At 60.1% G+C, this 15,327-nt stretch carries 14 protein-coding genes, 2 pseudogenes and 1 other annotated feature; of the genes and pseudogenes, 7 read left to right on the top strand and 9 right to left on the bottom strand.

Going from position 1 to position 15,327, the window contains the following annotated elements:
• Window positions 1-26: 26 nt before the first annotated feature.
• From DIZ22_RS21945 to DIZ22_RS17510, 4 genes are all read right to left on the bottom strand, one after another.
• Complete coding sequence (locus DIZ22_RS21945) at window positions 27-320, bottom strand: hypothetical protein (protein WP_164488915.1); 294 nt, start codon at window positions 318-320, stop codon at window positions 27-29.
• A 37-nt stretch (window positions 321-357) separates the two neighbouring features.
• Window positions 358-1,569, bottom strand: a complete 1,212-nt coding sequence (locus DIZ22_RS17495) for a DUF1501 domain-containing protein (RefSeq protein ID WP_122928467.1) — start codon at window positions 1,567-1,569, stop codon at window positions 358-360.
• 8 nt (window positions 1,570-1,577) lie between these two features.
• Window positions 1,578-3,095: a DUF1800 domain-containing protein gene (locus DIZ22_RS17500; protein ID WP_122928468.1), complete on the bottom strand. Its 1,518-nt coding sequence runs from the start codon at window positions 3,093-3,095 to the stop codon at window positions 1,578-1,580.
• A 494-nt stretch (window positions 3,096-3,589) separates the two neighbouring features.
• A protein-coding gene (locus tag DIZ22_RS17510; RefSeq protein WP_122928470.1) for an IS3 family transposase occupies window positions 3,590-4,818 on the bottom strand; the annotation gives its coding sequence in 2 pieces (ribosomal slippage) (window positions 3,590-4,530 and window positions 4,530-4,818; 1,230 coding nt in all).
• Window positions 4,421-4,537 (bottom strand) — a sequence feature (AL1L pseudoknot). Its footprint overlaps the gene before it by 117 nt.
• A 178-nt stretch (window positions 4,819-4,996) precedes the next feature.
• Between DIZ22_RS17510 and DIZ22_RS17515 the strand changes: the two genes are divergently transcribed.
• Window positions 4,997-6,154: a polysaccharide biosynthesis/export family protein gene (locus tag DIZ22_RS17515; protein WP_240626764.1), complete on the top strand. Its 1,158-nt coding sequence runs from the start codon at window positions 4,997-4,999 to the stop codon at window positions 6,152-6,154.
• An 85-nt stretch (window positions 6,155-6,239) separates the two neighbouring features.
• On the opposite strand, the pseudogene DIZ22_RS17520 reads toward DIZ22_RS17515, so the two are convergent.
• Both DIZ22_RS17520 and DIZ22_RS22080 read right to left on the bottom strand, forming a co-directional pair.
• Window positions 6,240-6,769 (bottom strand): annotated as a pseudogene (locus DIZ22_RS17520) (DDE-type integrase/transposase/recombinase); the annotation flags it as partial.
• Between the two features lie 27 nt (window positions 6,770-6,796).
• A pseudogene (locus DIZ22_RS22080) lies at window positions 6,797-7,087 on the bottom strand (fructosamine kinase family protein); the annotation flags it as partial.
• A 31-nt stretch (window positions 7,088-7,118) separates the two neighbouring features.
• Here DIZ22_RS22080 and DIZ22_RS17525 point away from each other — a divergent pair.
• Window positions 7,119-8,201, top strand: a complete 1,083-nt coding sequence (locus DIZ22_RS17525; protein WP_122928458.1) for an IS5 family transposase — start codon at window positions 7,119-7,121, stop codon at window positions 8,199-8,201.
• Between the two features lie 322 nt (window positions 8,202-8,523).
• Here the strand turns inward: DIZ22_RS17525 and DIZ22_RS17535 are convergent, their stop codons facing one another.
• From DIZ22_RS17535 to DIZ22_RS17545, 3 genes are all read right to left on the bottom strand, one after another.
• Window positions 8,524-8,742, bottom strand: a complete 219-nt coding sequence (locus tag DIZ22_RS17535; RefSeq protein ID WP_122928472.1) for a hypothetical protein — start codon at window positions 8,740-8,742, stop codon at window positions 8,524-8,526.
• A gap of 213 nt (window positions 8,743-8,955) precedes the next feature.
• The gene (locus DIZ22_RS17540) at window positions 8,956-9,186 is read right to left on the bottom strand and encodes a hypothetical protein (protein ID WP_346427710.1); all 231 of its coding nucleotides are present in this window, start codon (window positions 9,184-9,186) and stop codon (window positions 8,956-8,958) included.
• 17 nt (window positions 9,187-9,203) lie between these two features.
• On the bottom strand, window positions 9,204-9,656 hold the full coding sequence (locus DIZ22_RS17545) for a hypothetical protein (RefSeq protein ID WP_122928473.1): 453 nt from the start codon (window positions 9,654-9,656) through the stop codon (window positions 9,204-9,206).
• Between the two features lie 421 nt (window positions 9,657-10,077).
• Between DIZ22_RS17545 and DIZ22_RS17550 the strand changes: the two genes are divergently transcribed.
• From DIZ22_RS17550 to DIZ22_RS17570, 5 genes are all read left to right on the top strand, one after another.
• The gene (locus DIZ22_RS17550; protein WP_122928474.1) at window positions 10,078-10,974 is read left to right on the top strand and encodes a zincin-like metallopeptidase domain-containing protein; all 897 of its coding nucleotides are present in this window, start codon (window positions 10,078-10,080) and stop codon (window positions 10,972-10,974) included.
• Window positions 10,967-11,281: a sigma factor-like helix-turn-helix DNA-binding protein gene (locus tag DIZ22_RS21950; RefSeq protein ID WP_164488916.1), complete on the top strand. Its 315-nt coding sequence runs from the start codon at window positions 10,967-10,969 to the stop codon at window positions 11,279-11,281. Before DIZ22_RS17550 ends, DIZ22_RS21950 begins: the two co-directional genes overlap by 8 nt.
• 58 nt (window positions 11,282-11,339) lie before the next feature.
• Entirely contained in the window at window positions 11,340-12,287 is a 948-nt protein-coding gene (locus tag DIZ22_RS17560; protein WP_240626766.1) for a HEPN domain-containing protein, read from the top strand.
• Between the two features lie 570 nt (window positions 12,288-12,857).
• The gene (gene rlxS / locus DIZ22_RS17565) at window positions 12,858-14,801 is read left to right on the top strand and encodes a relaxase/mobilization nuclease RlxS (protein WP_122928477.1); all 1,944 of its coding nucleotides are present in this window, start codon (window positions 12,858-12,860) and stop codon (window positions 14,799-14,801) included.
• Window positions 14,802-14,903: 102 nt separating this feature from the next.
• The gene (locus DIZ22_RS17570; protein ID WP_122928478.1) at window positions 14,904-15,320 is read left to right on the top strand and encodes a CopG family transcriptional regulator; all 417 of its coding nucleotides are present in this window, start codon (window positions 14,904-14,906) and stop codon (window positions 15,318-15,320) included.
• The last annotated feature ends 7 nt before the right edge of the window (window positions 15,321-15,327 follow it).

Genomic DNA, 15,327 nt, shown 5'->3' on the forward strand with positions numbered 1-15,327 from the left:
AAATAAGGGGCATAGGGATGTCCCTTTCAATTGTCGATCACCAACATGCGCTTGCCGGTGCTGCCGCTATCAGCAGCAGCAACGCACACAAACTTGAGGCTGAGTTCATGAATATCAAGAACACAACGCGCGATGGCGTTCTTCCCGCGCATCGTGACGGCAAATGCGGGCGGCTTTGGCGATTTGACGAAGGCGACGGATGCCTTTTTTGAACTGGAGATCGAGCCTCTGCCAAGCGTGCTTCTGGAGTTGAATGTCCAGCTGGGCTTTGAGTTGTCAGGTTCGCGGAGCGCGCGCGGGCGATCTGCAGGAGAGGGCATTGTTTCATTCAGAAGCGCTGCCCTTATTCATCATGAACTATAAAAGTCGAAGGTCAGTCGAGGCACTGTCAGGAAACAGTTTTACGAGCTGGTCCCGCTTCAGCCCGAACTGACGCGCAACAAGGCCGCCGACTAGGCCGCGATAGTCGGTGAGCACGGGCAGATCACGGCCTTCGTTCAATGTGTCCGGCGTCAGTTGGATCTGTTCGCCAGCTAGTCTGCCACCCGAAACGCCGCCACCAAGTACCCAATAAATACTGCCATGCCCATGGTCTGTGCCCTTTGCGCCATTTTCGTGAAAGGTGCGGCCAAATTCGGACATCACGACGACTGTCGTTGATCGCCACGCCTCTGGACCTATCGCGTCCACAAATCCGGCGATGCCCCGGCCAAGGTCGCCGATCCGGTTGGCAAGAGCACCGTCGCGGGCACCCTGATTAACATGGGTGTCCCAGCCGCCCATATCGACGAATGCAAGATTGAACTGATCGCGCATCATCGCCCCGATCCGCCGTGCCGACAGTTCGAAGCCCTTGGTGGTCGTGGCGCCACGACCGGCCGCTTTCATTTCTTCATCGACCGTGCGGAAGGCCGTATCGCGAATCTGGAAACCTTCTTTGACAGACTGGCCGAGGCGATTATGCCCCTGATACATGCTCTGGATCAGCTCTGATTGTCGGCTAGCCATCGGTTTGCCGAGCCGTGCGATTGCCAGATTGGGGATTGGCGCGCTGCTGCCGCGGAAGCAGAGTGGAAGCTGATCGGTGAAGGCAATCGGTTTGTCTTTCTGACCTAATATTTCAGCCAGGCGGCCCATAAAGCCGGAACTATAATTGCGATGGGTACCGATTGGTTGCCCCAACTCGATGGTGTCCTGCGTTTGAAAATGACTGCGGCTGAGATCGTTGGTTCCCGCGAAAGGAATGAAGGCTAGTTGCTTCTTCTGCCACAAGGGCAACATGCTATCCCTTAGCGCGGGATGGAGGCTCCAATCTCCATCAAGAGAAAGCGGCGCCGCCGGGTTTTTAGCGTCCGCCTTGCCCAGCCCAATATTAGGCCGGGATTGATGATAAAAATCGTTCCCGGTCGGCGCTACGATGTTCAGCGCATCATAGGCGCCACGCAAAAATATGATGAGCAGTCGGCTTCCCGCCTGGTGCGCTGCATACGCACGTCCAAAGGGCAACAGCGGCGCCATGGCGGCCACACCGGTCAGCACATCGCGGCGGTGGAGACGGAAATCTGTCATCTTATCTCCTATCGATACATGAACTCTGGTGAGGACAGCAGCAGCATGTTCCATTCCTGCGCGCTGGTGGCTTTGGCCAACGCTGCCTTCGTTTCCTGACCGAGTGTCGCCTCAAGCGTGTCATGGTAGAATAGGTTGCGCAGATTGGGGAATGCGGGTGGATCGGACTTTGTTGCAGGTCCGAACAAATTCGCTGAACCATCACCAATCCTTTTTGCAACGTCAAATCGCGTTGCCATCTGTCCCGGGGCCGACCAGGCGCCGGAATTCATGCTGTAGCCTTCGGGTGTCTGGCGGTCATACAAGCTGGCGCCCAATTGCCTTATCCAACCCACCACTGGCTGCGGATTGCGAATTACCCGGTCGCCATAAGCAAGGCGCAGTGCTGAAATTACGTACTGAACCGGGTTTTTGAAACTCTTGCCAAGGGAGGCAGAAAATTCCTGAGTGCGAGCCATCGTAAGTATGACTTCAGCAATATCGCCTTCGGTCCGCTGGAATGTTTGGGCCATTTTTTTGATGACCGACTGGCGCGGCATGTCGCCCATGAAATAGGTTGCCAGCTGAGTGGATACCTTCTTCGCAGTGGCCGGAGATTTCGCCAAAATATCCAGTGCCTGCTCTACCTCGCCAAAGCCCGAACCTTTGATGACATGACCGAGGAAATGTTTGTCGCCGAAGTCATGTCGCGCCGGATTGAATTCGAACAAGCCTGCCCGGATGTACAGATCGCGCCATTGTGGCTTTAGTTGCGGTGTTCCGGGGCCAACCCTGACGCCTACGCCGGTCAGAATGCGAGCAAGCTCCTGCACATCTTTTTGCGAATAACCGGCGTCTGCGCCCATCGTATGGAGTTCCATGATTTCACGCGCGTAATTTTCGTTAATATGCCCGACCGCATTCTGGTCGTTGTCCAAATAGCGCAGCATGGCTGGATGGTGGAGTGTTGCATCCAGTAAGTCTCTGAATTTTCCGAAGGCGCGATCTCGAATCGTATCCTCGTAATTACCAATCATTGCGCGATTGTAATCTTTTCCGGAATAGACATTGAAATGATTTATCCAGAACCATGTCATTTGCTCACGTAATTGATCGGGAGAGTAAATGGCACGAAGCACGAAGCGGTACCGTGCTTCTTCAGCCAAATCATTCATCGATTTATCATGTGCCTTTCTAGCATTTAGCTTTTCGTTATTGTCAGGCATCCGACGAATGGATTGAAGTTCGTTCTCCATCTCCTCAACTAACTGAGGCATTTGAGTTTTTGAGATCCGCATGGCTGCAATCTGCGCTCTCGCTTCAGGGGGGAGTTCGCCAGGATGAGCCTTAAGCGTACGCTCCAGTTGCAAGGCGTTGCCTGGTCCTTCGCTCATGAGATTTGCGTTCGATGTCATCCCCCAGGTCAGGCGATTCGCCCAGGCGCTGTTGAAATCAGAGGAAATGGAGGGCGCGTGAGGGGGGCTCGAGGCGGATCCTGATATTAGGGCGGCCGCTACGATGCCCGCGACGCTGACTATTCGTAGCATGTACGATACCTTCTAAATCTGGTTGGCGCTGCTCGTCCTATGGTATAATCCCGGCATGAACGCCGCATGTCTCAAAAGGCAAAATGTGTCTGCCTTTTGCGATCAGAGAAGGCGATTGATAGTTCGCTTCGATATCCGCGAACTGCTGATCGTTGGCGCGATGCGTAGGATCCGCTCGATCATTCGACGCGGCGTGTTGCTTGGCAAATGGCTTGGCCCCGTCCTGGGACGGAAGCTTGGTATGGTCGCGGCCGTTGCGCTTGTAAGCAAGATTGCGCACAAAATCTGGGCCATTATGACACGCGAATAGAATTGCCGGATGGCTTGATCCACTTGCCTTCGAAAAGGCAAAGCGGAATGCGCTTAGGGGCCGAAAGCCCCGGCAAGGAGGTCGACTGACGATTATTCGGCAAGGACTTTAATCTTCCAAGACGAGCAAACCAGTCCCGGCGCTCTGAACCGCACCGGGATTGCCGGAGGCCAGTTTTCTTAAATTAGGCAGCCAGTGGGACGTCGTCCAGCATAGCGTAGTAGCGTTGCTCGGCTTCGACGGGCGGAATGTTTCCGATCGGCTCCAGCAGGCGCCTGTTGTTGAACCAATCGACCCATTCCAAGGTAGCGTATTCGACGGCTTCGAATGAGCGCCAAGGGCCTCGACGGTGGATCACCTCGGCCTTGTAAAGGCCGTTGATCGTCTCGGCTAAAGCGTTGTCGTAGCTGTCGCCGACGCTGCCGACGGATGGCTCGATGCCGGCTTCCGCGAGACGTTCGGTGTACTTGATGGACACGTATTGCGAACCGCGGTCGCTATGATGGACCAGGCCGCCGCGATGAACAGGCCGTCGGTCGTGGATAGCCTGCTCAAGCGCATCCAGCACGAAGCTGGCGTGCGCTGTCCGACTGACACGCCAGCCCACGATATAGCGAGCGTAGACGTCGATCACGAAGGCGACGTAGACGAACCCCGCCCAGGTCGCGACGTAGGTGAAGTCGGAGACCCATAGCATGTTTGGCGCTGGAGCATGGAACTGGCGGTTGACCTGATCGAGCGGGCATGGCGCCGCCTTGTCCGCGATCGTGGTGCGAACCGGCTTGCCGCGGATCACCCCTTGCAGACCAAGATCTCGCATCAACCGCTGTACAGTGCAGCGTGCAACATCGAAGCCCTCGCGCTTCATCTGCCGCCACACTTTGCGCACACCGTAGACGCCGAAGTTCTCGGCAAAGACCCGCAGAACTTCGGGCTTCAGCTCTTCATCCTTCCGGGCACGAGCAGATTGCAAAGCCGGGTCTCGCCGCTTGGCAAGGCGCTCGTGATAGGTGGATGGGGCGATCGGCAGAACCCGGCAGATCGGCTCGACCCCATAGGCATCGCGATGTTCGTCGATAAAGGCGATCATCGTTTGAACGGGCGGTCGAGCTCCGCCTGGGCAAAATATGCCGACGCCTTGCGCAGGATCTCATTGGCTTGCCGCAGTTCGCGGACTTCACGCTCCAATGCCTTGAGCTTCTCGGCGGTCTCCGTCGGCACACCACCGCGCTTGCCGCTGTCCACCTCGGATTTCTTCACCCATTCCAGCAGCGTGTGCCCGGAACACCCGATCTTCTCGGCCACCGACGTGATCGCCGCCCAGCGAGAAGGATAATCGCCCTCGTGATCCAGTACCATCCGGATCGCCCGCTGCCGAACCTCAGGGGCAAACTTGTTCGTTGTCTTGCCCATCGTAGACCCTCACTCTCAGGAGTTAGGGCCTCGGGCAATCCCGGTGCGGTTCAGTATCCGATGATTTTGCGTCTGGCAAAATGACATGACTTCGTTAAGAAAGCGCATTTGAGGGCCATTCGGTTTGGTCTGAAATAGACGTGCCACTAAAGCCAATCCTTGCAGTCGAAAGCCCACCATGCTGAATTTCGCGGGTTTCCCCAATTCCAAGCCTCTGATCATATCTCTGATGGCCGCAGCGGCCCTTCCTGGTTGCACGACCTTACCATCGAGCGGGCCGACATCGGCGCAGATCGTCAGCCGGGCGAACGATAAAACCAAAGAATTCCGTTTCAATATCGTTTCGCTCGACAGCACGGCGGTCGACATTCTCAACAATGCGCAAAATGCCCGTATCGCATCGGTTGCAACGCTCGGATCGCTGGCAGGCCCGCCACATCTCGGCGTATTGGGACCAGGCGACGTTTTGAGCATCAACATTTACGAAGTTGGCGTTTCGCTCTTTTCCCGAACCGCAGCGGCGGGCACCGGTAGCTTTGATCCGTCGGCCCATGGCGAGAGATTCCCTGAAATCACGGTCGATCAGACAGGTAATATTTCTCTGCCCTTCATCGGTACTTTGAAAGTCGCTGGCAGCACAACCGCGCAAGTCGAAGCGATGATAAATCGGAAGCTATCGACACAGTCGCAATATCCCCAGACCATGGTTACACTTGCAAAGAATCTCACGAATACGATTATTGTTGCAGGGAATGTCAACAGACCTGGGCGTTATGACCTGACCTATAATTCGGTTCGGGTTCTGGATGCCATTGCTCTTGCTGGAGGCGCAACAGCCTCGTCCGAAGATACTTTGATTCGGTTTGAACGCGCTGGAAGAACGATTGAACAGCGCCTGGATTCCGTGCGTTCTTCATCCATCGACGATCTTTTGCTTGAGCCTGATGACCATATCGAACTTGTCAAACGGCCCCGTAGCTTCACCGTTTTCGGTGCGGCAGGACGTGTCTCACAAGTATCTTTCGACACGGGAGGCGTTTCGCTGGCTGAAGCGCTTGCCCGTGTTCAGGGGCCATCGGATGCCACCGCGAACCCGTCAGCCGTCTTTATTTTCCGATATGATGACACCATCGATCCCGCATCCGGGGAAAAACCAATCATCTATCGGCTCAACATGCTGGAGCCGGCATCCTATTTTCTTGCCCAACGGGTTGCGATGCAGGACAAGGACGTGATCTATATCGCCAATGCTGCAGCAAACCAGCCCTCCAAGCTGATTTCGATCATCAACCAGATCTTCTCGCCCATCATAACGGCCCGAGCGATAACCAGATAATCGCGTAGGATGTCCGTCATCGAAACATCTGGCACAGATCGGGGGCGTGGATTAGCGGAGAGCGGGCCTCGTCTGGGGGCTGATGTTAGGCGGCACGCTTGCGGTGAAGTAAGCGGCGATGTTCGATGGTCTTCGCTTGATGGTTTCGCGGCGCCTGATGATGGCGGGAGTCCTGCCGAAGTAGGCGTCTGCCGGCGTCACGTTGTTCAGGCTCTCGTGGTAGCGCTGGTGATTGTAGTGCTCCACGAACGCCCCGATCTGGGCCTCGAGGTCGCCGGGCAGAAAGTAATTTTCCAGCAGGATGCGGTTCTTCAAGGTCTGGTGCCAGCGCTCGATCTTGCCCTGGGTCTGCGGATGCAGCGGGGCTCCGCGCACGTGGCTCATCTGCTGGGCCTCGATGTACCCGGCGAGTTCGTCCGCGATGTAGCTGGGGCCGTTGTCCGATAGCAGCCGGGGCTTGTGCAGCACCGTGGCACTATCGCAACCCGAGGCCTTGAGAGCCAGGTCGAGCGTGTCGGTGACGTCCTCGGCCCGCATGTTGGTGCACAGTTTCCAGGCGATGATGTAGCGCGAATAGTCGTCGAGCACGGTCGAAAGGTACATCCAACCCCAGCCCTGCGCCAGGCCGCAGGCGTCGAAGAATATCTGTGGTGGCTGGTCGAACAGGCTCAGCATGGCAAGATCGACCTCGCGGTCGCCATGATAGCATGCAGAATCGATCAGCCCGCTGATCTGGTCCTGGCCCACAAGGATATTGCCACCCCACAGATCGCCATGGAGCAGGGCGGCAGGCGGGCTGTTGGGTATGTGCTCACCAAGGCGATCGGCGAGCCGCTCGACGCGATGCGCCAGTTGAGCACTCAGATGGGGAATGTGGCAGCGCAAGCGCTGGACACCTCGTAAAACCGGTGGCGTCTGACGGCTTGAGGTGATTCACTGCGCGTACGCGACAGCGGAGGCAGAGATGGCAGTACAGCCGGGTTTCTTTGATCTTTCAGACCGATACGAGGCGCTGAGCGCGGCGGGCGATCCCCTGGAACGGTTGTCTGCCGTGGTGGACTTCGAGCTATTCCGGGGACCGCTGGTGGCCGCGCTGCGACGCGGCCCTCGTAACAAGGGCGGACGACCGCCGTTCGATCCGGTGCTGATGTTCAAAATCCTGGTTCTACAGGCGTTGTATTCGCTGTCCGACGAGGCGACCGAGTTCCAGATCAAGGACCGGCTATCGTTCCAGCGTTTCCTGGGCGTGGGGCTGGAAGGCACCGTGCCCGATGCCACCACGGTTTGGCTGTTCCGCGAACGGCTTGTAAAGGCCAAGGCGATCGACCGGCTGTTCGCGCGCTTCGATGCCGCGCTCAAGGACCGGGGATATCTGGCCATGGGCGGTCAGATCATTGATGCCACCGTCGTGCCCGCGCCCAAGCAGCGGAACACCCAGGAGGAGAAGACGGCGATCAAGGAAGGCCGCATCCCCAAGGACTGGACGCCTGCCAGGGTCCGGCAGAAAGACCGGGATGCGCGCTGGTCGATCAAATATACCAAAGCCAAGGTCAGGGAAGGCGCCGATCCCAAGGCGACAAAACCGGTTGATCTGGCCATTCCGATGTTCGGCTATAAAAACCATATCGGTATTGATCGGGCTCACGGACTGATCCGCACCTGGGATGCAAGTGCCGCCAATGCCCATGATGGGGCGCGACTGCCCGATGTGATCAGCAAGGAGAACACCGCGTCTGGCGTTTGGGCCGACACTGCCTATCGATCGAAGAAGAACGAGGCGTTCCTCGCCAAGGGCATGTTCACCAGCAACATTCACCAGAAGCGCCTGCCCAGGCGGCCGCTGCCTGAACAAATAGCCAGGGCCAATACGAGGCGGTCAAAGGTTCGCGCTGCCGTCGAGCATGTCTTTGCCGGGCAAAAGCACCGTATGGGCCTCGTCGTCCGCACCATCGGCATCGCTTGCGCCAGGATCAAGATCGGCATGGCCAATCTGGTCTATAATTTCCAGCGCCTTGCATGGCTCGAGGGCAGAACTGCGCCTGCATGACATGGAGTTGGCGTCGAGAACTCGGCTGACACCGCGATCATGCCGCCGAAACGGCGCCTTTCATCAGCGCCGCGTGCCCCTTCCTACGCCATCAGACCAAAATCACCCGGTTTTTCGAGGTGTCCCGCTGCTCCGCCCAGAAGGTGACCCAGTTGTCGGAGCGGCCATTGGGGATGGGCACATTGCCAAAGCCATAGTCGCGGTCCCAACCATAGGCCTTTTGGTTCGGGGCATGTAGCTGGTCGAGCAGTTCGGCAAGATGTGCCCAGTTGCGGACAAGGCGGCCCTCCGAGGGCAGGTCTTCGAGCAGCAGAAGATCATCCTAGACAGCCAGTATCTGCGGAACGGCCGTGCCGGTCGCCGCGATCGCTGTGAGCATGCGGGCTTCCTCGACAACCCTGTCGCCCCGTTTGGCGATGACCGTGTCGCCGCCGCCAAGAGAGAGGCGCGCGACGAAGGTGAGGTCGCCGCCCGCAACGCGGGTCACGCTTTCCACATTGCGGCCAAGCAAGGTTGCCGCTTCGGTGAATATCGCTCTCATGCTGCCTGGCTTTGCCCCCGTTCAAGCCTGCACCGATCGGGCCTCTGCATGCTCATGGCAAGGCTGAGCTATGCATGAAGCAGGGAGGCCCGGCGATCTGAATCGATAAAAGTAACCCCGCCGGAGAAATCTCAACGGCGGGGCCATAGTTCAGGGAGGTATCACTCCAAGGGGGAAGGAGTGACAGAATGGATATGGTGCGGATCGAGGGTTTTACAAGGCGGATTCCCGTTGCCGGGCATCAGCATCCTCGACCGTCCAGAACATGGGATTGAGCACCCAGTCGTTGGTGGCGGACTCGCGCCAGCCCATGCAGCGGGTGGCGATCCTGATCTGTTTGGGAAAGGTGCCGGCCTTGCGATAGGGGGCCGGTTGAGGCCGCTCCGCTTGAGGACCGTCACCGCATTGTTCCGAAGAAGTCTCTGCGGTGATGAGGGGGATCATAGCGCCAAACGCAGGTACTATTGCCCGGAATAGGTGACGATCACCATCTGGTGATCCTGTTCCTTCGTAATGGCGATCGATGCCTTTCGGTCTTTGCCGATGCCTGACATCATGCCGCTGCCGCCCGACAGGAAATCGGACGTCTTCCGCAGGCCGGCGGCCGCGAACCTCTCGCGGTAGAAGTCCATGATCTTCGCTGTCTCGTCTGTCGTGGTCAGGCGGACTTCGTGATTTTGATTCCCACCCAATTGGGCGCTGCCCACAGCGACGAGGTTTGAGCCGGGATATTGAGGCGCGAAGTCGGGCATCTTGAAATCGGCCGGCGGTGGTGCTGGCGCGGGCTCGCTGTTTGCGACGGTGTCCGTCGGCATCTGCGGCTTGGCAGGCGACGCGCTATTGGATTGCGCATCGCGCTCTTTCGCGCCGCAGGCGGCGAGGATCATCAATGCCAGGAGATAATAGCGACGCATCAGAGTCTCCTTTGCTTTGGTGAAGGCTAACCGGACAGCTTATGTGATCGCAAGGGCAGGGCGTCTCCGCTGCTGGCGGACCACGCCCTATGGCGCTTTGCGCCACCGAGCCGGCTTCGCCCGTCTCGTCCCATCCGGGTGACGGTCGCTGACGCATTGCAGCCTTTTTGGCTGCTGGCTGCGGCCAGCGCGGCTTCGCCGCGCTGACGCTGGTTTGTCTGGGGCCGCCAGAATGACGGGGGTGGGCGTCGGCTTTCTCTAGGCCCGTGCCGGCGGGCTGCAAGCCGGCTGCGCCGGCTCCTCCTCTTCGTTTCGGCCCTGCGGGTGCAGCCCGCCTCATGGGCACGGGCCTGCCGTGCGCCTCCTTGCCGCCCACCCCCGCCATTCCGGCGGCCGGTGCTGGAGAGGCAGGAGAAAGGACATGGGTACGGGTAACGGATCGCTCTATGGCGATGTGACGCAGCATATCATCGCGCAGCTGGAAGAGGGGCGGCTGCCATGGGTGCAGCCCTGGGACACGAGCCTCATGGCCACGGGGCTGCCACGCAATGCGGCAACGGGCCGCTGCTATTCAGGCATCAATATCCTGATCCTGTGGGACCGCCTGTTCGAGCGGGGCTTTGGCGCGCAGCGCTGGATCACTTATCGCCAGGCGCAGGCCCTGGGCGGCAATGTCCGCAAGGGCGAGGCAGGCACGACCGTCTGCTATGCCGACTGCTTCACGCCGAAGGACGAGCAGCAGAAGGCCCGCGACGAGCAACGCGAGGCCCGGCAGGTGGCCTTCCTCAAGCGCTTCACCCTGTTCAATGTCGAGCAGTGCGAGGGGCTGCCCGAAGAGCTGATGACCACGGCTGAACCCCGACCATTCGAGGAACTGGTGCCGCAGGCGCACCGGCTGATCCGGGCATGCGGGGCGGATATAAGGGTAGGCGGCGAGAGCGCTTTCTATGCGCCAAGCCCCGACTATATCCGGGTACCCGATCAGGTCGCCTTTCACGAACCAATCAACTGGTATCGCACCATCCTTCATGAGCTGGGCCACTGGACCGGCCATGCGTCACGGCTCGACCGGCTGACCGGCGCCAACTTCGGCAGCGATGATTATGCCCGTGAGGAACTGTGCGCCGAGATGGCCAGCGCCTTCCTGTGCGCAGAGCTGGGTATCGTCCCGACCGTGCGCCATGCCGACTATGTCGGCGGCTGGCTCGAGGTACTGCGCGAAGATAATCGCGCCATCTTCCACGCCGCCAGTCAGGCCAGCAAGGCAGCCCATTATCTGCTCGACTTCCTCCCCGAACAGGGCGGCGACCATGAATGATCGGCCCAGGATGGACCCGTGGCGGCAGCTTGCCGTCCGGTTCCGGAATGGCGACATCGCGCCCATCGAGCTGCGCCGCGTCGCCCGCGCGATTGATGCGCTGCCCGATGATCTCCATCATATCTTCTGCCAGTGCCGGTTCGAGGGGCTGAGTTTTGCCGAGATCGGGGAAGGGCTGGGCGTCAGTGCGGAAGACGCGCGGCGCAAGGTCGCAGGCATCATCGCCCTGATTAGCCATGACACCGAGCGGAAGGCGCAGGTGGAAGCGCGCTGGCGCCGGCTCTTGTCTTTCTGGCGCTGGCCATGAGGCGAGGAGGGATTTGCGGCCGGACTGCTGCGCAGCCCGGCTGGATGGATATTGGGGCTTGGCAGGAGGGCACAAAATCGCGAATCTGTCTGCCATGAAGACCAGTCTCGATCATCTGCCCGACGCCAAGCAGCGCGAGCTTGCCTATGTGGTCGAGACGCTACGCGCTTCCTTTGCCGCCGCGATCCGCAAGAAGCGCAGCGACAAATATAAGGGCGCGCAGCTCCTCAAGATCATCCTGTTCGGCTCCTATGCGCGCGGCGACTGGGTGGAAGACCCGGTCGGCCGCTACTTCTCCGACTATGACATTCTCGTCATCGTCAACGACAAGGTCGTGACCGATGGCGGCGAATTCTGGATGAAGACCGAGCAGCGCTTCCTTGCCGAACTGGGCGAGGGAAAGCGCCTGCGTACCCCGGTCAGCCCGATCTATCACACGCTCGATGATGTGAACGAGCAGCTGCGCCTTGGCCGATATTTCTTCATGGATATCGTGCGCGACGGCATTCTCCTGTTCGAAGAGCCGGAGCATTCGCTGGCTGAACCGCAGCCTCTGAACCCAGCTCAGGCGCTGAAGGAGACACAGGACTATTACGCTGAGTGGTTTGAAAGCGCCGAGCGCTTTCTCACGAATGCGTTGGAAAACGCTGATAGGGGCTGGGGCAAGGAAGCGGCGTTTTTACTGCATCAAGCTGCCGAACGTCTCTATCACTGCCTGTTTCTGGTCCGCACGCTCTACTCGCCAAAGACCCATAACCTCAACCGGCTGCGCACCCAGACCGAGCAACTGGAGCCGCGCCTTGCCGCTGTCTGGCCCGGCGAAAACAAGTTCGAACGCCGCTGCTATGAGCTGATCCGGCAGGCCTATGTGAATGCGCGCTATTCCCGCCATTACCGCATCACACCCGAAGAACTGGCCTGGCTGACCGAGCGCGTCACCCTGCTGCGCGATCTCATTCGCGACATCTGCGATACCCGCGTCGAGGAACTGACCAAGGCCGCCTGACGGATTTTTCCGGCGCTGCCGCGCCGGATTTTTCTCTCCCTTTTCCTTTTATTTTTTTGCTCCGGGGCGGGCCTTATTCCCTGCCCGCCAAACCATGGCGGCATCGGCTGGCGCGGCACTGATTCTGCGCGTCCAACCTTCTTCTGGGGCCGATATATGGCGTCCGGATCACGCCCCTTATCCGCCTAAAGCGCCTCCCCAATCTCTGTTCTGATGGCGTTCGGGCAGCCCGAATGGGGCTATTTGCAATGCAGGAACCATGTGTCGGGCCCGCAAGATTCTTGCGGATTTCATGCGTCCCCCTGTCACGCGCCGCGCAGCGATGAGAAAATCCATGCATGTCCGAAAGGGCAGTCAGTGAGGAGAAGGCGTCACGGCAAGATTAAAGTCCTGCCTCCAGAGGAGACCAGGATCGGCGTCTGCACAGGGTTTTGGATGGAGGCATTGGCGTGGCCATGCCTCCACGATCTACTAAAATCCCGCCATCACTGGGATTGCGATGGAGGCCCTTGAAGCCCTGTCTATGCCGGCAACATCCTTGGCCGACTGACCATGGCAAGGATGACGCTCATGAGCGATGGCGACGACTTCGAACTCTGGCTGGGCAAGATCGGCGCACGTGATCGCAGCGTCGGTCAGAGCCTCGCGCTCGCCCGGCGCATGGGTGGCCAGGCGAGCGCGCGCAGCCGTCGCTTTACAGGCGCGGCGATCGGTCGCGGCGCGGGCGTCGGCCGGGTGCTACGATCGGGTGATCGCCATGCCGGCATGCGATCCCGCCGGGTGGTGGTGAAGGCGCGGATCGTGAAGCTGGGCAAGGGCATGGCTGCGGCTGCCCATCTTCGCTATCTCCAGCGTGACGGCACGACCCGCAATGGCGAGCGCGGCACCCTCTATGGTCCCGAAGCCGATCAGGTGGATGGCAAGGTCTTCCTCGAACGCGGCGCCGGCGATCGTCATCAGTTCCGTTTCATCGTCGCGCCCGAGGACGGCGCGGAATATGAGGATTTGAAACCTCTGGTCCGGCGCCTGATGACCCAGGTCGAACAAGATCTGGGCACGAAGCTCGACTGGGTTGCGGTCGACCATTTCAACACCGGCCATCCCCATAGCCATATCATGCTGTGCGGCGCCGACGCCCGCGGCCAGGATATCGTCATCGCCCGTGAATATCTGACCCAAGGCTTGCGCGCCCGCGCCGCAGAGCTGGTGAACCTCGATCTTGGGCCCCGTACCGACCGGGAGATCATGGCAGCGCAAAATCGCGAGATCGACCAGGAGCGCTTCACCGGCATCGACCGGCGCTTGCTGCGCGAGGCCGGGACCGATCGACAGCTGAGTCTCACCGGCCTGGATGCCCAGGAACATGGCCTGCGGATCGGCCGCCTGCGCACGCTCGAGCGACTGGGTCTGGCCACACAGGCGCGCGACGGCCGCTGGGCGCTCGATCCCGAGCTTGAACCGACGCTGCGGCGGCTGGGCGAGCGCGGCGACATCATCCGCACCTTGAACCGAGAAATGCGCGAAGCCGGCATCTACCGGCCGCCCCAGCATCAGGCGCTCTTCTCGCCGCAGGACGGGGAAGCCGAACCCATCGTCGGGCGGGTCGTGGCCGTCGGCCTTTCCGACGAGCATCGCGACCGGCGCTATATGGTGATCGATGGCGTAGATGGGGCAAGCCATTATGCCGACATCGGCGAGGATGACGGACGCTACCCAGTCGGATCGATTGTCCGCCTGTCAGCGCGGCCGGTCGCCATCCGTCAGGTGGATCATGCCATAGCCGCTATCGCCGCCGCCCATGAGGGCCGCTACAGCGTCGATATCCATCTGCGCCATGATCCCTTTGCCACCGAGGACCGGGCACAGGCCCATGTTCGCCGACTTGAGGCGATGCGTCGGGCCGTCGGTCAGCCGGTGCGCGAGCGCGATGGCACATGGCGGATCGGCGCCGATCATCTCCAGACCGCCGAGACCTACGAGCGTCATCGCAATGGACGGCTTCCCGTCGAGATCGAGACGCTGTCCATCAAGCCGCTCGAACAGCTTCTCGCCCATGATGGCGAGACCTGGCTGGATCGGGAGCTGGCAAGCGAAAATCCCGAAGCCTTGGGCGGCGGCTTTGGCGCGGATGTCCGCACAGCGATGGTCCAGCGCCGGCAGTGGCTGGTCGATCAGCAGTTGGCGCAGGAGCAGGATAGCAGCCTGCGCTTTCGGGCGAACATGCTCATACAGCTGCGGCAGCGGGACTTTGATCGGGCTGTCGCACGAACGGAGGAAGAGACCGGGCTGCGGCATAGCCCGCTGCGCAACGGCGAGCGGGTGGAGGGCATCTATCGCAAGGCGGTTGAGGTTGGCGATCGGCGCTATGGGCTGATCGAGAAGAGCCGGGAGTTCAGCCTTGTGCCCTGGCGCCCCGTGCTGGAGCGGGCGGTCGGCAAACAGGTATCAGGCATCATGCGCGAGGATGGCATCAGCTGGACCATCGGCGGCCGATCGCGGGGCTTTGGCTTGTAGCGCACTGGCGGAACTGTGCCTGGCACGTATGAATCCGCATGTAAGCGTCATTTGCCTTTGCGCCTCTCGCTGCGATCATGGACGGCGAAGGACATCAGCCCCATGAAGACGTACAAGACCCGCCATCAATTCTATCTGCCGGACGCGCTGTCCGAGAAGCTGGATGCGCTGACGGCCACTCCCGGCACGTCGAAGACCGCGATCCTCACCGATGCGCTCAATGCCTGGCTCGAGCGCAAGGCCGGCAACGAGCTGGACCAGCGGTTTGGGCCACGGCTTGATCGGCTCAGCCGGACCGACGAGCGGCTGGAGCGCAAGATCGACGCGCTGACCGAAGTCCTTGGCGTATTCGTCCAGCACCAGTTGACCCTTGTCGCCCATCAGCCGCCGTTCGATCCGGACACCGCGCAGTTGGGGCTGACCCGCTACCGCCGGCTCATGGAACTGGTCGAGCGGCGGTTGGCGCGGACCAGCCCTCCTAGCCCACAAGACGCACTGCCGGGGAATCCGGGCAAGTGACGATCAA

Origin of the sequence: Sphingobium sp. LF-16 (assembly GCF_003711185.1) — a bacterium.
In the GTDB taxonomy this organism is placed as follows: domain Bacteria; phylum Pseudomonadota; class Alphaproteobacteria; order Sphingomonadales; family Sphingomonadaceae; genus Sphingobium; species Sphingobium yanoikuyae_A.